This window comes from Streptomyces sp. NPDC025793 (genome assembly GCF_055558375.1).
On record NZ_JBVHMR010000003.1, the window covers coordinates 124,608 to 142,920 of the forward strand.

Below are 18,313 nucleotides of genomic sequence, written 5' to 3' on the forward strand. Positions count from 1 at the left end.
CTCTCACCTGGGCTGCTGTGAGTCCGTAGCGCTCCACAGCCTGTGTTCCCGCGCCTGCTCATGGAAGTCCCGGACAGCGGCGACATCGCTGAAGCGCCCGAGGTGCTGGCGGAACTCGCCGAGATAGGCGACGCAGCGCGCGGACTTGAGCTGTTCCCCGAGGTCCAGCGCATCGAGCGCGACACGGCATGCCTCTTCCGGATCGCCTGCGTGTAGGTGGGCGTCGGCCAGGACCATGGTCACGAAGAAGTCGCTTCGGACGTGGCTGCCGCTCATGGCGTTCTCGGCGTGCTCCACGGCCTTGCGGGCGCTCTTCACGTCGCGGAAGCAGTGAGCGAACTCGGCTGCAAGCTCAGCTTGGTCGAAGTACGTGATCCACTCGGGCTCGTCGTCGCTGTTCACACTGTCCAGCGCCTTCGCCGCCTCTGCAAGGGCAAGCTCACAGGCCCGCGCGTCGCCGGTACGCGCGAGGGCCCGAGCATCCATCGCGTGGAACTGGGCTCGGAGAGTGGGAGTTGCCACGCCCGAGATGCCCATGAGGGCACCGCGTGCGAGCGTGGCAGCCTGCGTGAAGTGACCGAGGAACGTGGCCTGATGACTCATCGCGGACAGGATGCTGCCGGCCAACCGGCGGTTGTTGGCGTCCTGGGCGAGGCGGAGAGCCTGAAGGAAATACCGCTGAGCGAGGCCGTGGTGGCAGGCGTCGTAGGACATCCACCCGGCGAGCATCGTTGCCTCAGCAACGGTTGAGAACAGCGCGCGTCCGACTGGCTCTGTGTACTGACCAAAGAGCAGCGGCGCGACATCGCGGCTGAGGTACTGGATCACGGAGTGACGGGCGTGGTCGCCACCGAATCGGTCATCGAGCTGGGCGAACATGTCGGCCGTGGACTTGATCACCTGAACGTCGGCGAACCCGACGCGCGGACCGTTGGCCGACTGCGTCGCCGGGAAGGACGGCTCAGGCGCCACCAGCCAGCGAAGCGATGCTTCGTTCCACGCGGGCTGGGACGGCTCGGACTGAAGCAGCGGTTCGTAGCCGTTGAGATCAGCACGCCAGAGCCGGTCTACGTTGCCGATCGCCGCCTCTGGGCTTGCGGGGTAGCTGGTGTCCAGAAGGGGCGCGTCCTGGCCGGTGATGTGGTTGAGCCCCAGTTCTGCGGCGGTCATCCCCAGCGCCTCGCAGAGCAGCGGACCGTAGAACTCGTCCGGGACGCTGTGGCCGTTCTCCCAACTGGCGATGCGTCGCTTCACGCTGGCATCGGCGGGAAGCTCGTGACCGTGCCGGGCCGCGATGCGTCGCAGTTCGTTGACCAAGCGCGGCTGGCTCCAACCACGCTTCTTACGAGCCTCGCGGAGGAGATTGCCGATCTGCTGGACCGTGCTCGTGGCCCTCGCCTCCCCACACTTCGAGTACCACCACAGTGGATGTTCCCTTTCCCCTGATGGACAGGGTGAAAGCCCTTGCCACCAAGGAGGACTTGGAGACTACCTCCATAACAATGACGGGGGATGACGCGCTCGTGCGTTGCTCGTCACCCCTCGTCACCTCTCGTCATCTGCCCAGCTCAGGCCCCTAGGGGCGACGCTGGGAGCACAGCGGCTGATGAACCGCTGAGAGCCGGTAGGGGTGAGATGACGTGCAGAGGATGACACGGCGAGGCATCAAATGGCTGTCCGCTGTGGCAGAGGATCCGGAACTGTGCCGCGCACGGTGGGCGGACGACCCACGGCAGCCGTACACGCTACCGGCGGGCCGTCTCTTCGATGTCGTGGTGACCAACCAGCGGATCGGCATGGAGACATTCGACCAGCTTGAGCGGCGGAACATGCCGGTCGGCCCTACGGTGATCGACTACGCCGCGAAGCAAACGGGCTTCTTCCTCCCCACGCGTTCTCGTGACAGGTTCACTCGGGCGCTGGCCAGGGAGACCGACGCCCCGCCTGAGTACCGGTACTTGGAACAGGGGTCGTACATCGTGGTACCCGGCCCGTTGTCGCTCTCCGGCGACCGCTACCAGTGGCTGGATGCTCCCCTTCGGAGGCCCGAGGCTTCGCCGCTGCGGACCATCGCCCTGGCCGTCATGCTCGTCGCTGCCGCCGACATCATCGCCCGAGCGGACCGGTACGGAGAGCAGTACCCGAACGTGCAGGCCGCCTACGCGGAAGACGCTCAGACGGAGGCGGACCATGGACGCTGAGCACGAGTCGTACGACGCCGCGCGCTGGAACCCCCTCGAGAGCGACGAGTGGTACGCCGCACGCAACGCGACATCGGCCCTGCGCGACGTACTCACCGCGGCCGGCATGACACGGGACTTCCCCTACCTCCGCGCGGAGCTGAACGCCTTCGGACAAGGGCTCATCGAATTGGGTCGGGTGTCCCCGGAGACCGCCGAGCGCCTGGCCGAGCTGCTTCAGCGCGCCATCGAGTGCCAGCGCGATGCGGCAAGCGCAGACAGCCCGTGCGGGCGCAAGACCAACTGACCTAGGTGCATTGGGGTGATGTGGTGATGGATCCGCGACGGGTGATCGCGAAGCGTGCGGAGGACCTGGCACCCGCAGTGCCGTACGTACGCGGCTGGGCCGAGGCCAAGCGAGCGACTGACGCCCTGGCCGAACAACTTCAGGCACTCGGCCTGGACTCCGACTTTCTTGGGCTGAGGGCCGACGTGAGCGTGTTCGGTGACGGACTCGTCTGCCTGGGCCCGATCCGCTCCGAGGCGGCACAACTGCTCACCGAGGCCATCGCGACGGGCCTGGCTCTGGAAATGGCGTCATCGGACGCGGCGTTCCCCGACGCATCGGCCGCCTGAAAGCACGCCCATGCTGACGCCGACCTTCGCTGAAGACTTGCACGTGGGCGGACGGTACGCCACCTACCAGTGCTGGGCCGCCGCCTATCCCTTGCACGAGGTCCGTTCCATCACGCTGGGGTCGCATGACGCCACAAGCCCCCGTCTGGCGCTGCGTTGGCTTCAGGAGCGTACGGGCCACATCACAGACCAGTTCGACGCCGCATACGCACGACCAGGCCGCTACTGGCTCACCGACGAGCCGGAGCACGAACGAGCCCTGGCGTATCTGGACACAGGAACGGCCTACCAGCTCACCTTGTACGACGAGAACACGCGCTACGTGCTCGTGGCTTACCCCAGAGGAGCGGCATCGTGACGGGACTCGTGCGCGGCTACTGGTGCGAGTGCTGGACTGCGGACCTCAGCGGCGACCAGCCGCCGGCACTCCGGGCATCCCTCGACGCCTACTCGGCGCCCCAGGCAGACAGATGGGTCGCTGTCACACTTCGCACGATCTCACCGGCGCTGGACTCCGACGCGTCCGACGTGGCGTGGGCTTGGCTGTCCCAGGGCCGCATTGCAACACGACGAGCCCTCTTGCGCCTCGAGCCCTGCACGGTCACGGTCACCCAGGACGCCACGCGCATCACGTGGACGATCCGACCGGTGCTCTTCCTGCCGCTCGCTCACCGCCAGGGCGCCGAACTCCCTACTTGCGCACACGATTTCAAGCCACAGACGACTGACTGAGTTACAACTTTCACTACTGGTTCAAGGCGGCTCGCTCCGCTCACCGCGCGCGCCCCGGCCCCCGGCCGGGCCTGCGCTCCTGCCTCCGTCCCGCTCCAGCCCGGCCGGCGCCCGTGCCGCGCTCATGGCAATCAGTCGCCTGATGCCAGAGAAGGGGTACGTCGTGGCTGGGGCGGTCGGCTCCACGGCTTTACGGAGCCACTTTGGCGCGAGCCTCGAAGATCATGGCCCCAACGTCGTGCTTTACCGGGCAGGTCCACAGACTGCCCGACGCGCCGCAAGCTTACGGGGCCATGATCACTCGCGCCAAAGCAGCGCCACCCCAAAGCCGTTCCACCGACCTCTGCGCGCAGCTAGCCAGCCAGAAGCATCGTATGCTCATCGGCTATGACATCTCAGGGAGGCGAGAACCCGAGTTCGAGCAACAACGCCACGACCACGAGCGCCACCCCACCTAATGGCGATCCTGAACCGGGAAGCGTCAACACAGGAGAAAGTGACCGAGCTTCAAGCACTCCTCAGACACGGCGATCCGAAGAACACCGCTTGGCACGTCTCAGCCTGGCAGCCGCTCTTCTAGGAGCCCTTATAGGCGGGCTATTCTCTTACTGGGGCGCTTGGCAGCAGGCACATACCCAACTTGAGGCTCAAGCGGCCCAGAATCGTGACGACCAAAAGAAGGAAGATCGAGAAAAGAAGGCCGATATCTACCAGAGCTATCTCAGTAGCGCAAACGCATACGCGATAGAAACTAACACCATAATCACAGACTGCAAGAGCGGAAAATGTTCCCCAAATTGGAGCAAATGGAATACCGCACGCACAAAATATCAAGACGCCATCAATCAGGTATGGGTATACGGAACTGATACCGCCGTTACTGGGACTCGGGAGATTTCAGCCAGCCTACCCAATTCACTGTGGGCCCCTGATTCGGATTCAATATCGCTTCGTTTCGATGCAGAGCAGTTCACAGCCTCCTATCAGCGATTTCAGTCCATCATGTGCCGAGAACTACCAGCACAACCACGACGTGGCTGCTAATTAGCCTCCACAGCGAGCATTGGCGCCTGCCCCAGGGGTCCGCATCATAGCGGGGCCGAGGCTTCCCCGGTCACGACGGCAGACTCTAAATTGGCCTCCCTATCGGCAAATGCAGACCCCCGCGGGCTAGCGCAGGATCACATCCCCTCTGCGCCCGCGCGCATTTTGCGACGCACGTCAACCAGTCTCTTTTCTGCGCTGTCAGAGTCCGCCTGAACACGGGTCAGCATTTCTTCAGTAAACGTCCGACCCCCATATTTCTTCTTCACCTCAACGAAGAGGTGATCCACTCTATCAAGACACAAAATGACCGCCTGCGCTGCTATCGCACAAATACGCAACCGTTCTTCGATACTTGAGTCCTCCAAGGCCATCTGTCGAATTTCCTCATCTTCATTCGCAATCAAAGAAAGCTGCAGACCAAGGAGGTTGAGGTGTGAACTTAGAACATACAACTCAAGTCGCTGATCAATAGACAACCCCACGTGCCCCTGAATTTCCTCCACCCTTTCGCATAGTCGCTCAACGCCATAATAAAGATGCGCAAGTTCCTCCAGCGGGGTGTTCGCCTTCAAATTTATGAGAGTGTTGCGAATGTCAGTAGCGTGTGTGCGTGCGCCATGGAGTTCAGGTAGAAGGGCCGAGGCTAGAGACCTTTTTCGGTCCCGCCATTCGCGAAATTGCCCGACGGCGGGTACGACGCCGGCGCCGAACAGCAGGAAGGTGGCAGCAACCAATCCCCACGTGGCGAGAACGAGCTGATCTTCCATCCTGGACTCCTTATATTTGGTTCTGCACCTGACGACGAGCCGTGCAAGTTGGTGATGCCTACCTCATGGCGTCGTACATGCCTTCCATGACCTCGCCATACGCGTGCTCCACTCGCCGTGCCCAGGCCATGCCGCCATCCTCCGGCGGCAACGGCTCGTCCCGTACGAAGCATCCCAAGCATTCCAAGGCGTGATCGCAGAGCTGGCTCAGGAGGGTGACCGATCCTCCGAGCTGCGGCTCAGTGACGTCAGACCACGCCAGGAACTCGGCGACCTTGGTTAGCCGGAGGCGGAACTCCCGGTCGCGAATCCTGAGCAAAATCGGCTCCAGCCTGCTGACTTGGTTCTGGAGGGACTTCTCCCATCGCTGGATGCGCTCCCGTCCTTCGGCCACGCTCTCAGTTGGCCGGCCCCGCACATGCTGCTTGATCTGGAAGAACATCTGGATCGCCGAGTCCGCTGCGACGTCCACCCGCTGTGACACCACGAGCTCGCGAGCCGCCTTGGCCTGGTGCCTCTGTGCGGTGATCGAAGCCCAGATGGAGAGCCCACCGCCGAGCGCGGTGCCGCCCAGTCCGAAGATCGCCCCGACCCATACCCCTGCGTCCACGGCCTCATCATGCCGACGAACCAACCGACATGGGGCCGTTCCCGTCAACTCCGTCTAGCCATCTGTGCTCGTCCAACGTCTCCGGGACGCTCAGTCACAGCTGACCACCAGGACTACACGAAAAACGGTGACGGGGAAGCTGTACAGCAGCGGAGTACAGCACCACCGTGACCGCAGCCGACCGACAACGGCCCTTGACGGCCGAGTGACCAGCCCACCAGACCTCAATGACCTCTCGGCCGATAGTTCCGGACGAAGAGGTCGTGCCAGAACCGTGCCAGGTCGTGCGGGGAATCACGGGGAATGGCGGGGACCAGGTGGTCGGCCAGTCAGCCGCCGTAGCTGCTTTGCCACAGGCCAGCCCAGCAAGCGCCTACAGAAGACCTAAGCTTCCCAAGCTGAGGTCTCCGGCCAGGCGCTCGCACCGATTCACTCCGACCGCGGCCTTTCACATTGCCCGCTCATACAGCGGCCAACGTGCAGAGCCCTGCGCGTGTCGTCATCGGGCTCCGGCGGCGAGTGGGTATGAGAGTTCCAGGTCATCCCCTGGCACGTGAAACTCCTCCAAGGCGAGCGGCTTACCGCTCTGGTCGAGAGTCACACGGATGATGTGGAGAACAGGGACGCCGTCAGGCAGCCGGAGCGCCTGGGCCTGGTCCGGCAGCGGCATCCGCGTGCGCAGGTACTCCGTGAAGTGGAGTTCATGACCCAGCTCGGCGAGCGCCGTGTAGAGGTACGGGGCCGGCGGGGGCGCCTCCCCCTCGTACTTGGTGTCGAGCAACACAGAGAACGGCACGTAGGTGCTATGGAGTTGACGTAGACGCCCACGTTCGGCGGTCTCCAACCCGGCGTAGGTGTACATCGGCTCGCCCGGAGGGATGCGGAGCAGATCAGCCAGTGCGAGCGGTGCATCCGTGCGCGTGGCGGTGGGTTCCTCTGCGCTCTCCCACCGCAGGCCGTCCGCCTCCGTGTAACGGCCGTCGGCCTCGCGCCGGACGCCGCGCGGCCTGGTCAGGCTGGGGCGAGTATGAGGCGAGCGGACGAACATGCCCCGACCCATCATGACCTCGACCAGGCCCGCCGCCCGTAGCTCGGCGATCCCCTGCCGCACCGTCGGACGCGACACCCCGAACTGCTTGGCCAGGACTTCCTCAGATGGGAGGGGCTGGCCTGCGGGATAGGTGCCGTCCAGGATTCCTTGCCGCAGGTGATCCGCGATCTGCCGGTACTTGGCCGGGGTGTTGCTGGGCGGCATGTTCCCTCCGTCGCTCGCTCTGGTCCGTAGCCCGTACAGCGTCCCTCATAACAACCACCTTGACAACCCGTACTACGGGCTGCATTCTTGTGAACCAAGCCCGTAGTACGGGTGGAAGCCATCCCGTATGGAGGCGACGTCTGTGGGGCCGAAGGAGACCGGGAAAGGCGACGAAGTCGCACGTCAACGGGCCATCGGCAACCGCTGATCTTTGACAACTCCAGAGCGCGCTGAAGAACGCGAGTGATTTTGGTCCCCGACGCGCCCCAGGCGCGCCGGGGGTCATGACCACTCGTCACGCGACGCGTGGTCCACAAGACGCGCCGGGGCGGCTGCCAGTCCTTGGCCGGAGAGCAGCCGCCCCCACTGGGCCGTCACCTACGTAGAGAGGTAGACCCTTGCAGTACATCGATGCTGGTCAGGATGGTGTTACAGCCTCTGAGGCCGACCGCGAGCCGACCGCCGCAGAGCTTGCCGCCATCCAGCTTGAAATGCCCGTGATCGACGCAGAAATCGAGTTGCTGGACGCGGAGATCGCAACCCTGGGCCGTGACCGCTTCCACCTCGACGCGCGGCGGCTTCGCCGTGCCGAAAGGCGGCTGTTGGAGGAGCGCCGGCACCTGGCCGCCAAGCAGCGGAAGTCCACTCGGGAGGCAGCCGAGGTGACCGTGATCGCAAACGCCCACCGTTACCCTCTGCCGCTGCCGACAGATGGAGAGGACCCACGGTTCTCCTTCGGGCTTCTCATTGACATCGCCAAGGTCCTTGAGCAGCACGAATATCCGCCCATCAGGACAGGCCATGACCTGCTGGAACTGAAGATGGCCTTGTTCAGGTACCTCTACGCGGCCGAGACGTCCGACGCTGGCGCCGTCGACGGCGGTGCCGCATGACCGTCACACTCGGAAAGTCGAAGTCTCCGGCGCCACCGCTCAGCGGACCGGAAAAGGTCCTCCTGGGAAGCGCGGCCGGGCTGGGTGTCGGCGTCGGCGGAATCGGGCTGGCATCCTCGTTCGGCACCGTCTCCGCGGCCGGGGCCCGGTGGGGCTTCTCCGTTCCCCAAATGCTGCCGATCGGTATCGACACCGCCATTCCGGTCTTCACGCTGGTCAACCTGCTGTTGATCCGGACGGACATGCCGTTGGCCTGGGTGCGCTGGGTTCCCTGGGGACTGACCGGGGTCACCTGCTGGCTCAACGTCGCGGCTGGACACTCTCTGTCTGCCAAGATCGCACACGGCACCATGCCGCTCCTGTGGGTGGTGCTCTCCGAGGTGGCCGCTCATGTCTACGCGGTCCGAATCGGCGCGGTGACCGGGCGCCGGTTGGAGAGGATCCGGCGTTCCCGGTGGCTTCTCGCCTTCCCCTCCACGTTCGCCCTGTGGCGCCGTATGACGCTGTGGGAGATCACCTCGTACGCCGCTGCACTCGACTGCGAACGGCAACGTCTGCTTACGCGCGCCGAGTTGCGCGAAGAGTACGGCAGGGGGTGGCGGTGGAAGGCTCCCCGGCGTACGCGTGTGCTGCTCAAGCTCGGCGAACTCACACCCGTACGCGAGCGTGCGCAGGCCACACGAACGCCCTCGTGCGCTCCACAACAGGCGCCTGATGCGCAGCGTCCGGAATCGTCGTACGCGCAGGTCACGGGCCGTACGCCGCCCATGAAACGGCAGACGGAAACGCACCGTACGCCTGACACAGCAAGCGCCCGTGCGATGACTCGACGGGCGTACGACGAAGCCGAGATCGAGCGTAAGCGGCAGCGTGCGCAACAGGCGTACGCCGAATCCCTCGACGCCGGACGCCCCATCGGCCCGAAGGCCCTGGGCAAGGAATTCGGCTTCTCCGAAGGCTGGGGCCGTAAGCAGATCAAGGCTGTCGCAGCACACCGAGCCGCCCAGGCCGCCGAGCAGAGCGAGAGCGGCCGGCCGATGGCAGCCGTCGGCGCCGGTAGCGGCCAGTAGCCACAGCAATCACGCGGAGCCCGGTCCTCAACCGACCAAAGCAGGGGCCGGGCCCCGTCATCCCTCCCCGTTCCAGGAAGGAACCTCAGTGAACCACGAAGAGGAACACGAACTCTTCAGACGTCTCGAAGCGGACATGACCGCTGGCTCAGGCGCCGATGTGGTCGACCTGGGCAAGGCCCGGTCGGCCCGAGACGGATCGGCCGATCCGAGCACCCGACCCGACGCCGTTCGCGTGGTGGTCGACCAGCCGACTGCCCCGGCCGGTCCGGGCTATCTGGGTCGGCTGCTCGCTGCGAAGCGCCGTCCAGTCGTTCCCGAGTGGCTGAAGTCCACGACGGAGTTGAAGACGGCGGCTGGCTGGGTGGCGCGCCACTACGCGCACGCAGCGGGGTATCACGCCTTGCGTGCCCCGGTCTACGCCGGCCGCCTGGCCCTTCAAGCACCCTCGGGTACGGCGCGGTTCGTTGGCGGCACCATGCGATGGGTTGCCGACAGGGAGGGTGAGCCGGTACGGCTCGCCGCTGTCCGGCGCGAGGATGCGGCCGAGTACCTGAAGCTGTCACGTCAGCGTGACGGACGGGTACGCCTGCGCACACTCGTCACTGTGCTGGCGATGTTCGTCGGCCTGGGCGCCGCGCTCGCCATGTACGTGCTCGCCCCCGGCTGGCTTCAGGCGGTGTCGGTCAGCGCGGTCGTGATGGCGCTCGGGTTCGCCGGCCGCCGCGCGGATGACCCGGTCATCCATCGGGCGGTGGAGCTGCCCAAGGCGACCAAGCTCACGAGTGACATCGTGCTGCGGGCGCTCGGCTCCCTGGGCATCCCGTCCATCAACCAGGCGCAGGCCAAGGGGCGGGACGGCTTCGAGTTCACCGCCCCGATCACCCGCGACGGTCCCGGTTGGCGTGCGGAGGGCAACCTCCCATTCGGCGTGACCGTGACGGACATCATCGAGCGGCGCGAACGCCTCGCATCCGGCTTGCGCCGCCCCCTGGGCTGCGTGTGGCCAGAGGCCGTGCCCAACGAGCACACGGGGCACCTGGTGCTGTGGGTCGGCGACCAGGACATGTCGCAGGCCAAGAAGCCCACTTGGCCACTGCTGAAGTCCGGCAGTGTGGACCTGTTCAAGCCAGTCGCGTTCGGCACCGACCAGCGCGGGCGCTGGGTGGAGATCACGCTCATGTACATCGCGGCCGTGATCGGCGCGATCCCCCGCATGGGCAAGACGTTCCTGCTGCGCCTGTTGCTGCTCATCGCGGCGCTGGACCCGCGCGCCGAGCTGCACACCTACGACCTGAAGGGCACCGGCGACCTGGACCCGGTCGGCAACGCCGTCTCGCACCGACACCGCGCCGGGGACGAAGAGGAGGACATCGAGTACGCGGTTCGGGACATGCGGGCGTTGCGCGATGAGCTACGACGCCGCGCGAAGGTGATCCGCACCCTGCCGCGAGACGTCTGCCCGGAGTCCAAAGTGACGTCCCAACTGGCGGACATGAAGGCGCTGGGTCTGCATCCGATCGTGGTCGGTGTGGATGAGTGTCAGGTCTGGTTCGAGCACGACAAGCACGGCAAGGAACTCGAAGAGATCTGCACTGACCTAGTCAAGCGTGGTCCCGCGACCGGGATTGTGCTGCTGCTGGCCACCCAGCGGCCGGACGCGAAGGCGCTGCCCACGGGCATCAGCGCGAACGCGTCAGCCAGGTTCTGCCTGAAGGTCATGGGCCAGCTCGAAAATGACATGGTGCTCGGTACCTCCGCGTACAAGCGGGGCGTGCGCGCCACCATGTTCAGCTGGGACGACAAGGGCATTCACTACTTCGTCGGCGAAGGGGCAGACGCCCGGATCGTCGGCTCGGTGTACGTGGATGCCCCGGCCGCCGAGTCCATCGGCGCCCGCGCCCGTAAGGCGCGCGAACTGGCAGGCACGCTCTCCGGTCACGCGCTCGGAGAAGAGCCGGAGCCGGACGAGTCCAGCGCGTATGACCTGCTGCGCGACATTCTTGCCGTGGTTCCCGCCGATGAGCCCAAGGTGTGGTCCGAAACGGTCGTCGCCCGGCTCGCCGAGCTGCGCCCGGAGGTCTACGAGGGATGGGATCCCGAGTCCCTGGCTGCGGCCCTGAAGCCGCACGGCGTCTCCACTATCCAGGTGGGGCGCCGGGTGAACGGCAAGGTCGTCAACCGGCGTGGTATCGACCGGTCCCACATGGTCGCCGCGATTGCGGAACGTGACGGAAACCGGGGCATGGGCTGACTGGTCGGGGCCGCTAGCGCTAGCGGCACACCCCGCTAACGTTAGCGGCCCCGCTAGCGCCCCAAACCAGCTCTGATCAGGCCGCTAGCGGATAGCGGCCCACCTGCGGAAACCTCTGGAAACCGCCTGGAAAGGCCCGTCATGCCCCCCGCGCTGCTCGCTATCACCTCGATTCTCTTCGTAACACTGTGTTATGTCGCTCTGTGTGCTGCCTCGCCGTTCGGCAACTGCCGCAAGTGCCGGGGCATGGGCCACAAGCTGAAGACCGACCGCAAGGGACGGCTGAAGCGCGGCAAGGACTGCCGCCGCTGCCACGCCACCGGCAAGCGAATACGCGTCGGCCGCTGGCTCTACAACCGCTGGGCTCGCATCTACCGCGCCGGCACCGACACGCCCCGCCCGGAAGGCTTCCGATGACGCTCACCTTCTCCGCCGTGCTGCTGTTCGGCGTCGCCTCCGTCGTTGCTGTGAAGACCAAGGCGGCCCGCGCGGGCGCTGCCGTCCTGCTGTTCCTCTTCGGCTTCTTCACCGCCGGGACCGGCGCCTACGCGCCCATCCACGGCCTGGTGGCCTCCTTCGCCCGCTTCCTGTCCCAACTCGGCCACTGACGGGAGAACTTCGTGAACGAACCCATAGTCGCGCGGCACTGGCTCGCCATCGCCACGCCCAAAGCCGCGCCCGCGCTCGCCACCACGACCGTGCTCGCGCTGGCCCGCATCTGGAACGCCAACGGCGCCGAACACTCTGTAGGCGACGCCGCACTCATGACCGCTCTGTCCCTGGGCGCCGCCGCTGCGGGCGCGTGCGCGAGCGTCGGCCGCGCCGGGGACAGCACCATCGCCGGGACCGCGTTCGCCGCCTCCGGTGCGCTCGCCTTCGCCGGGGTCACCGGATACTCCGACGGTCTGTCCCTGCCGCTGCTGCTGTGGTCCGTGGCCACCGCCGGCGCCTACGGGCTCGCCGCGCGGTACTGGCGCCAGGACCGCCGCGAGACGGCGGCGTACCAGCGGCACGTGAGCGAGCGGCGCGAGGAACGCGCCCACGTCGAACGTGTCGAGACCATCCGCGCCACCGCTCAGATCGAGGTGTCCCGCACCGGCGCCGCCTACGCCGAACAACTCGCCGCAGCGCTCACCGCCCGCGCCACGCTGCCCGGCTTCGACCCCAAAGCCCTGGAAGCCGCAGGGCTGCCCGCACTCCCCGCCCACAACAACCACGCATGAAGTCGCCCAGGGCGGTCGCCTCTCGCCAAAGACCGCGACCGCCCCCGGCTCTCCGCTCCGTTGCACAGAAACAGGAGAAGTCCAGCATGGCATCCGAGCACCACCCGCCGCCCCCAACCCGCGTTCGCAACCTCTACGCGGTGGACGGCGCATCCACCGAGCGCCTGCCTCCGCAGGACATCGAAGCCGAACGGGCCGTGCTGGGTGGCATGATCCTCTCGGCCGACGCTATCGGCGAAGTGGTGAACGTGCTCGATCCCGGCGACTACTACCGCCCCGCGCACGAGACCATTCACCGCACGATCTGCGACCTGCACCACGCAGAGCAGCCGGTAGACCCCATCATCCTCACCGCGGAACTGTCCAAGCGCGGTGATCTCACCCGCATCGGCGGAGCCTCGTACATCTACGGTCTCCTCAACGCAGTTCCCACCGCAGCGAACGCCGAGTACTACGCCGAGATCGTGCGCAACAAGGCGAGGCTCCGGCGCCTGGTCGAGCACGGCACCCGTCTTGTGGAGTGGGCCTCAGCGCCGGGCGCCGACCCCGAAGAAGTCGGGGCTGTAGCCGTCACTCAGGTCAGGGAGCTTGCCGCCCCGGAGCGTTCCGCGCTGGACAGCAGCCCGGCGGAGGAAGCCCCCAACGGCACAGTGCCGAACCCCCTGTACGACCCGAAGCCTGGGCTTCGGCGCCCGAACCGGCCCGGTCCCACCCCGCACCCAGACGTGTTCTGCGGCTGGTTGGGTGAGACCGTGCGAGAGCTGGACCCGACCACTGAGGCGGATCCCGTCGCCGTGCTCGTGAACCTCATGTCGGCGGCCGGGGCGATCACCGGGCGTCGCCCGCACCTGTGGATCGGCAACGACCGTCATCCGGCCTTGCTTTGGGCGCTTACCGTCGGTGCCACTTCCGCCGGCCGCAAGGGTTCCGCGACGTCGACGGCGAATCGCCCCCTGGCTGCCGCCTTCCCTGAGTTCTTCGGCCCGGACCACACGCCACGGGGCCTCAACTCCGGTGAGGGGCTGATCGAGTACGTCAAGGACGCCGACGGCGACAGCGCGTCCCCTGCCAGCCTGGACAAGCGGCTCTGGGTGGTCGAGTCCGAGTACGCCGTGACCATGAGCCGTGGACGGCGTGAGGGCAGCAGCCTTCCGGGTGTTCTGCGGCAGGCGTGGGACGGCGAGGATCTGGGCTCGATGGTCCGGAACTCGGTGAAGGCCACGAACCCGCACATCGCGATTCTCGGCCACATCACCCCCGACGAGTTCCGGGCCAAGATGCAGGACTCAGAGATGGCAGGCGGGACGTACAACCGGTTCCTGCCGATCTTCTGCCACCGCAACCTGATCCTTCCCGAGTCGCGAGGGGCAGACTCTCAGCTGATCGACAACCTTGCGCACGCCTGGCGGACCGTGCTCGACGACGCCGCGAAGGTCGACGAGGTGAAGATCAGCAGCGAGGCGCGAGCGCTGTACCGCGATGAGATCTATCCCGCTCTCACCGAGGACACGGCGACTGGAGCACTCGCCGAGTTCACGGCCCGCGCCGCCCCGTACGCCCTGCGCGCCGCGATGATCTACGCCCTGTGCGACCACGGCGACACGATCCGGGAAGAGCACATGCGCGCGGCCTGGCACCTGATCAACTACGCGCACGCGACAGCAGCTCACCTCGTCGGCTCCGGCTCGGGTGATCCCAAACTCGACAAGCTCGCCGCCGCAGTCCGAAAGGCCGGTGCAGAGGGACTGACCGGCAACGACATCCACCGCCTGTTCAAGAACGACCGCAAGGCCGAGCGGGAACGGCTGATGGCCGCACTCCTCGAACAGCCCGGATACACCCGCCGTCAGCGAGCCACACGGGGACGGCCAACCACGGTCCTCGCCTACGCAGGCTGAGGCGGCAAGGGCGCAAAGGGCGGAAAGTGCACTGGCCTGCGGAGACGGCAGGGCAAGAAGTGCGCCGCGAACGGGGCGGTAAGCCCCGAGCGATCTGATCACGCACCCTTAGCGCCCCTCTTTCCACGCTCTTAGCGTCCAAGCAAAACCCCAGCTCAGGCGGCTTTTCGCCCTTAACGCCCTTTGCGTCTGCCCCTGAGCCTCCGCACGACCCCCCGACCCGTACTCCGGCCCCGAGGAGTCACGCCCCCATGCCCACCCCGACACCCGCTCTGCCCGACCGCTACCTCACCCCGGAAGACCTGGCCTCGCTGCTCGGCGTGCCGCTGGAGACCGTCTACCAGTGGCGCCGGAAGCGCACGGGCCCGCCCGGCTTCAGAGTCGGCCGGCACCTTCGCTACGACCCCGCCGCCGTAAGCCGATGGATCGCTGACCGCATGGCGCACGACACCGCTTAACGCCCCTGCACACCCAACCGGGGACGGCCGTTTCGGCCGTCCCCGGACTTCCACTGCCCCTGACATCCGACCAACCCGAAGGGAAGTCCTGTTCATGGCAGGCCACATCCAAGACCGCTGGTACAAGACCGAGACCAATGCCGACGGCAGGCCCGTCAAAGTCAAGACGGACCGCTACGGAACGGGTCTCCGGTACCGCGCCCGGTACGTCGGCCCGGACGGCACCGAGAAGAGCAGGTCATTCCGCGACAAGGAGTTGCGGCTCGCCAAGCAATGGCTCGTACAGATCGAAGCGGACATGTCGCGCGGCCAGTACATCGATCCCCGTGCCGCGCGGACGACGTTTCGCCAGTACGCAGAGCGTTGGATCAAGACGCACACCGGTGAGATCAACAGCCGTGAGGCTGCGGAGCGCCGACTCCGGCTGCACGCTTACCCCCACATCGGCTCGCGCCCGCTCGGCTCGTTCCAGCCGGAGCACATCCGCGCCTGGATCTCTGCTCTGGAAGGCACCGTGCCGGCGGAGTCGCACCGCCGCATCATCGTGGGCACCGTCTCCGCAGCGCTGAGCGCGGCGGTCGATGACGGGCTGCTCAGCAAGAACCCCTGCCGCGCCCGCACGGTGCAGCTCCCGAAGCCGGGCAAGCCGCGCGTCGTCCCGTGGACGGCAGCACAGGTCTTCGGCGTACGCACTGCCCTTCCCCGGCGCTATCAGGCCGCCGTGGACGCTGGGGCGGGCTGCGGACTTCGACAGGGTGAGATCTTCGGCCTGGCCGTTGACGAACTCGACTACGAGGGTGGTTGGCTGGCCGTGGGTCATCAGCTCAAGCGCATCCGGGGCAAGTACGTCTTCGCTCTACCAAAGGGGGGCAAAGTACGCGACGTGCCACTTCCCAAGGCTGTGGCCACCGCGCTCCGCGATCACTCGAAGAAGTTCGAGCCGATCGACGTGACACTTCCCTGGCGCACGCCCGACGGGCCGCCCGTGACGAAGCGACTCCTCTTCAGCGGATCGGAGGGCAACCACGTCCGCGTGAGCAACTTCAATGACCACCACTGGAAGCCAGCCCTGGCCGCCGCAGGTGTCATCCCGGCACGGAAGGCAGGCGAGCGGTACGCGTCGGCCCCCGAACACGGCATGCACGCGCTCAGACACTTCTACGCGTCGGTACTGCTGGACGCCGGCGAGAACATCCGGGCCCTGAGCCAGTACCTCGGTCACGCCGATCCGGGGTTCACCCTACGGACGTACACGCACCTCATGCCGAGCAGTGAGGGGCGCACCCGGAAGGCCGTCGACAGCCTCTATCTGGCGTCGAGCCCTCAAGATCACGGCCCAGAGACGGCCCAGGCCGCCTAATCCGGCCCCAGCCAGAGACAAACACCCTGGTCAGGGAGCCACAAGGCCGGATGTGTCAGACTTCATCTACTTCTGGCCGCTCTACACCGGCACCGCGATCCCCATCGACCAGTGGCGGGCGCGGATGTGGCTGGATACGTGGGTCTAGCCCACGGCCCGCGTCACGGTTTCGGCAACATCGGTCACAACTTCCCCACAAGCGCTTACAGTTCCCCCGCTGCCCTGTTGAACGCGTTCAACAGGGCTCGGCCATGCACGGGGAAACGGGGAAGGGATGCGCGCGATGCGCAACGGGGTGAAGGGTGCCGTCATCGGCACCGTGTGCGCGGTGATGCTGGGCGGAGCCGGTTACGGCGCCTACACCATGGTCTCCGCGCTGAACGGCGACGCGGGTACGAACAGCCACGCGGGCGTGCGGACCGGCCCGCCCGGCGGCTCCGAGGTCGAGGAGGCCGCCAAGGGCTTCTTCGCCGCCTGGGAGAAGGGCGACGCGGCGACGGCGGCGGCGTACACGAACTATCCGCAGGCCGCCCGGGAGTTGCTGACGGCCTACGCCGGCGCCGCGCACATCGGCAAGGTGCGTGTCACACCGGGCGCGGCGACCGGCACGCGCGTGCCGTTCACGGTCGAGGCGACGGTGTCCTACGGCGGGAAGAGCCGGCCGCTGTCCTACCGGAGCACGCTGACCGTCGTGCGCGGCGAGACCACGCACCGTCCGCTGGTCGACTGGCGGCCGTCGGTCGTCCATCCGCGGCTGCGTCAGGGGGACACGCTCACGACCGGTGAGTCGGCGGCCCCGCCGATCGAGGCGGTGGACCGCGACGGCGCGGTGCTGACGAAGGAGAAGTACCCGTCCCTCGGTCCCCTTCTGGACCAGTTGCGCGAGCGGTACGGCGACAAGGCGGGCGGCACGGCCGGCGTGGAGCTGGCGATCCGTCACGCGGGCGACGACGCCGACACCCCGCTGCTCACGCTCGCCGAGGGCAGACCGGGCCGGGTGCGCACGACGCTCAGCGCGAGTGCCCAGGCGGCGGCCGAGACCGCCGTGCAGAAGTACGCCGAGTCGTCGGTCGTGGCGGTCAAGCCGAGCACGGGCGAGGTGCTGGCCGTCGCCAACCACCGCGCGGACGGCTTCAACGCGGCCTTCCTCGGCACCCTCGCGCCCGGCTCCACGATGAAGATCATCAGCGCCGCGACCCTCATCGACTCCGGCCTGACCACCGCGAACGGCCCGGCGCCCTGCCCGCCGTCGGCCGTCTGGCAGAGCCAGACCTTCCACAACCTCGCGGGCCTCGCGCCGGACGAGCACGCCACCCTCGCGGAGAGCTTCGCCCGGTCCTGCAACACGGCGTTCGTGAAGTTCGCCGACTCGGTGAAGGTGGACTCGCTCACCCAGGAGGCCGAGCAGCGCTTCGGGCTCGGCGGCGACTGGAAGGTGGGCGTGCCGTCCTTCGACGGCCGGGTCCCCGCCTCCGGCGGCCCGGACACGGCGGCCGGCCTGATCGGCCAGGGCCAGGTCCAGATGAACCCCCTGAACATGGCCTCCGTGACGGCCACCGCGGCGACCGGAACGTTCCGCCAGCCGGTCGTCGTGCCGCTCTCCCTGGACGGCCGTGAACCGGCACGCGCGCGTGGGCTGTCGCCCAGCACGGTCCAGCAGCTGCGCGCCATGATGAGCCGCACCGCGCACAGCGGCACGGCGGCCGGCGTCATGGCCGGGCTCGGCGGTGACATCGGCGCCAAGACCGGCTCGGCGGAGGTCGACGGACAGGCGAAGTCCAACAGCTGGTTCACCGGTTACCGGGGCGACGTCGCCGCCGCCGCGATGACCCAGGACGGCGGGCACGGCATTGACGCGGCCGGCCCGATTGTCGCAACCGTGCTACGAAATGCCGACTGACGTCACCCTCAAAGGTGGGGACTTTAAGGT

The 18,313-nt window shown here is 66.9% G+C and carries 19 protein-coding genes; 15 read left to right on the forward strand and 4 right to left on the reverse strand.

What is annotated here, in order from left to right:
• Positions 1–3: 3 nt before the first annotated feature.
• Positions 4–1,254, reverse strand: coding sequence for a hypothetical protein (locus ACZ4MF_RS07970; RefSeq protein ID WP_467491558.1), 1,251 nt, complete (start codon positions 1,252–1,254; stop codon positions 4–6).
• A gap of 395 nt (positions 1,255–1,649) precedes the next feature.
• On the opposite strand from ACZ4MF_RS07970, the gene ACZ4MF_RS07975 reads away from it, so the two are divergent.
• The 5 genes from ACZ4MF_RS07975 to ACZ4MF_RS07995 are packed head-to-tail and all read left to right on the forward strand — an operon-like array spanning position 1,650 to position 3,548.
• The gene (locus ACZ4MF_RS07975) at positions 1,650–2,201 is read left to right on the forward strand and encodes a bifunctional DNA primase/polymerase (protein ID WP_467490877.1); all 552 of its coding nucleotides are present in this window, start codon (positions 1,650–1,652) and stop codon (positions 2,199–2,201) included.
• Positions 2,191–2,487 (forward strand): hypothetical protein, encoded by a 297-nt coding sequence (locus ACZ4MF_RS07980; protein ID WP_467490878.1) that lies wholly within the window; start codon positions 2,191–2,193, stop codon positions 2,485–2,487. Before ACZ4MF_RS07975 ends, ACZ4MF_RS07980 begins: the two co-directional genes overlap by 11 nt.
• Before the next feature lie 41 nt (positions 2,488–2,528).
• Positions 2,529–2,816: a hypothetical protein gene (locus tag ACZ4MF_RS07985; protein ID WP_467490879.1), complete on the forward strand. Its 288-nt coding sequence runs from the start codon at positions 2,529–2,531 to the stop codon at positions 2,814–2,816.
• A 10-nt stretch (positions 2,817–2,826) separates the two neighbouring features.
• Positions 2,827–3,174 (forward strand): hypothetical protein, encoded by a 348-nt coding sequence (locus ACZ4MF_RS07990; RefSeq protein ID WP_467490881.1) that lies wholly within the window; start codon positions 2,827–2,829, stop codon positions 3,172–3,174.
• A complete protein-coding gene (locus tag ACZ4MF_RS07995) occupies positions 3,171–3,548 on the forward strand; it encodes a hypothetical protein (protein ID WP_467490883.1) in 378 nt (125 codons plus the stop codon). Before ACZ4MF_RS07990 ends, ACZ4MF_RS07995 begins: the two co-directional genes overlap by 4 nt.
• 1,181 nt (positions 3,549–4,729) lie before the next feature.
• Here the strand turns inward: ACZ4MF_RS07995 and ACZ4MF_RS08000 are convergent.
• From ACZ4MF_RS08000 to ACZ4MF_RS08010, 3 genes are all read right to left on the reverse strand, one after another.
• Positions 4,730–5,362 carry a hypothetical protein gene (locus ACZ4MF_RS08000; protein ID WP_467490885.1) on the reverse strand — a complete coding sequence of 211 codons (633 nt, stop codon included), beginning with the start codon at positions 5,360–5,362 and terminating at the stop codon, positions 4,730–4,732.
• A 58-nt stretch (positions 5,363–5,420) separates the two neighbouring features.
• Positions 5,421–5,972, reverse strand: a complete 552-nt coding sequence (locus ACZ4MF_RS08005) for a hypothetical protein (RefSeq protein WP_467490886.1) — start codon at positions 5,970–5,972, stop codon at positions 5,421–5,423.
• Positions 5,973–6,471: 499 nt separating this feature from the next.
• Positions 6,472–7,227, reverse strand: coding sequence for a GntR family transcriptional regulator (locus ACZ4MF_RS08010; protein WP_467490888.1), 756 nt, complete (start codon positions 7,225–7,227; stop codon positions 6,472–6,474).
• A gap of 398 nt (positions 7,228–7,625) precedes the next feature.
• Between ACZ4MF_RS08010 and ACZ4MF_RS08015 the strand changes: the two genes are divergently transcribed.
• The 10 genes from ACZ4MF_RS08015 to ACZ4MF_RS08060 all read left to right on the forward strand — a co-directional run bounded on the left by ACZ4MF_RS08015 (position 7,626) and on the right by ACZ4MF_RS08060 (position 18,283).
• Positions 7,626–8,120 (forward strand): DUF6284 family protein, encoded by a 495-nt coding sequence (locus tag ACZ4MF_RS08015; RefSeq protein ID WP_467490890.1) that lies wholly within the window; start codon positions 7,626–7,628, stop codon positions 8,118–8,120.
• Positions 8,117–9,190, forward strand: coding sequence for a DUF2637 domain-containing protein (locus ACZ4MF_RS08020; protein WP_467490892.1), 1,074 nt, complete (start codon positions 8,117–8,119; stop codon positions 9,188–9,190). Before ACZ4MF_RS08015 ends, ACZ4MF_RS08020 begins: the two co-directional genes overlap by 4 nt.
• 136 nt (positions 9,191–9,326) lie before the next feature.
• The gene (locus ACZ4MF_RS08025; protein ID WP_467491559.1) at positions 9,327–11,444 is read left to right on the forward strand and encodes a cell division protein FtsK; all 2,118 of its coding nucleotides are present in this window, start codon (positions 9,327–9,329) and stop codon (positions 11,442–11,444) included.
• A 141-nt stretch (positions 11,445–11,585) separates the two neighbouring features.
• A complete protein-coding gene (locus ACZ4MF_RS08030; protein ID WP_467490894.1) occupies positions 11,586–11,861 on the forward strand; it encodes a hypothetical protein in 276 nt (91 codons plus the stop codon).
• Positions 11,858–12,052, forward strand: a complete 195-nt coding sequence (locus ACZ4MF_RS08035) for a hypothetical protein (protein ID WP_467490896.1) — start codon at positions 11,858–11,860, stop codon at positions 12,050–12,052. The genes ACZ4MF_RS08030 and ACZ4MF_RS08035 overlap by 4 nt, the downstream gene beginning before the upstream one ends.
• Positions 12,053–12,064: 12 nt before the next feature.
• Positions 12,065–12,667: a hypothetical protein gene (locus ACZ4MF_RS08040; protein WP_467490898.1), complete on the forward strand. Its 603-nt coding sequence runs from the start codon at positions 12,065–12,067 to the stop codon at positions 12,665–12,667.
• An 86-nt stretch (positions 12,668–12,753) separates the two neighbouring features.
• Positions 12,754–14,565, forward strand: coding sequence for a DnaB-like helicase N-terminal domain-containing protein (locus ACZ4MF_RS08045; RefSeq protein WP_467490900.1), 1,812 nt, complete (start codon positions 12,754–12,756; stop codon positions 14,563–14,565).
• 251 nt (positions 14,566–14,816) lie between these two features.
• A complete protein-coding gene (locus ACZ4MF_RS08050) occupies positions 14,817–15,023 on the forward strand; it encodes a helix-turn-helix domain-containing protein (protein ID WP_467490902.1) in 207 nt (68 codons plus the stop codon).
• 94 nt (positions 15,024–15,117) lie between these two features.
• Positions 15,118–16,383: a tyrosine-type recombinase/integrase gene (locus tag ACZ4MF_RS08055; protein WP_467490904.1), complete on the forward strand. Its 1,266-nt coding sequence runs from the start codon at positions 15,118–15,120 to the stop codon at positions 16,381–16,383.
• Between the two features lie 283 nt (positions 16,384–16,666).
• Entirely contained in the window at positions 16,667–18,283 is a 1,617-nt protein-coding gene (locus ACZ4MF_RS08060; RefSeq protein ID WP_467490906.1) for a penicillin-binding transpeptidase domain-containing protein, read from the forward strand.
• Positions 18,284–18,313 lie beyond the last annotated feature (30 nt).

What these genes read in the sequence shown, in the direction of transcription:
- ACZ4MF_RS07975 (WP_467490877.1), top strand. Translation starts at nt 1,650, where the DNA reads ATGACACGGCGAGGCATCAAATGGCTGTCCGCTGTGGCAGAGGATCCG.
- ACZ4MF_RS07980 (WP_467490878.1), top strand. Translation starts at nt 2,191, where the DNA reads ATGGACGCTGAGCACGAGTCGTACGACGCCGCGCGCTGGAACCCCCTC.
- ACZ4MF_RS07990 (WP_467490881.1), top strand. Translation starts at nt 2,827, where the DNA reads ATGCTGACGCCGACCTTCGCTGAAGACTTGCACGTGGGCGGACGGTAC.
- ACZ4MF_RS08000 (WP_467490885.1), bottom strand. Translation starts at nt 5,362, where the DNA reads ATGGAAGATCAGCTCGTTCTCGCCACGTGGGGATTGGTTGCTGCCACC.
- ACZ4MF_RS08010 (WP_467490888.1), bottom strand. Translation starts at nt 7,227, where the DNA reads ATGCCGCCCAGCAACACCCCGGCCAAGTACCGGCAGATCGCGGATCAC.
- ACZ4MF_RS08020 (WP_467490892.1), top strand. Translation starts at nt 8,117, where the DNA reads ATGACCGTCACACTCGGAAAGTCGAAGTCTCCGGCGCCACCGCTCAGC.
- ACZ4MF_RS08025 (WP_467491559.1), top strand. Translation starts at nt 9,327, where the DNA reads ATGACCGCTGGCTCAGGCGCCGATGTGGTCGACCTGGGCAAGGCCCGG.
- ACZ4MF_RS08030 (WP_467490894.1), top strand. Translation starts at nt 11,586, where the DNA reads ATGCCCCCCGCGCTGCTCGCTATCACCTCGATTCTCTTCGTAACACTG.
- ACZ4MF_RS08035 (WP_467490896.1), top strand. Translation starts at nt 11,858, where the DNA reads ATGACGCTCACCTTCTCCGCCGTGCTGCTGTTCGGCGTCGCCTCCGTC.
- ACZ4MF_RS08045 (WP_467490900.1), top strand. Translation starts at nt 12,754, where the DNA reads ATGGCATCCGAGCACCACCCGCCGCCCCCAACCCGCGTTCGCAACCTC.
- ACZ4MF_RS08050 (WP_467490902.1), top strand. Translation starts at nt 14,817, where the DNA reads ATGCCCACCCCGACACCCGCTCTGCCCGACCGCTACCTCACCCCGGAA.
- ACZ4MF_RS08055 (WP_467490904.1), top strand. Translation starts at nt 15,118, where the DNA reads ATGGCAGGCCACATCCAAGACCGCTGGTACAAGACCGAGACCAATGCC.
- ACZ4MF_RS08060 (WP_467490906.1), top strand. Translation starts at nt 16,667, where the DNA reads ATGCGCAACGGGGTGAAGGGTGCCGTCATCGGCACCGTGTGCGCGGTG.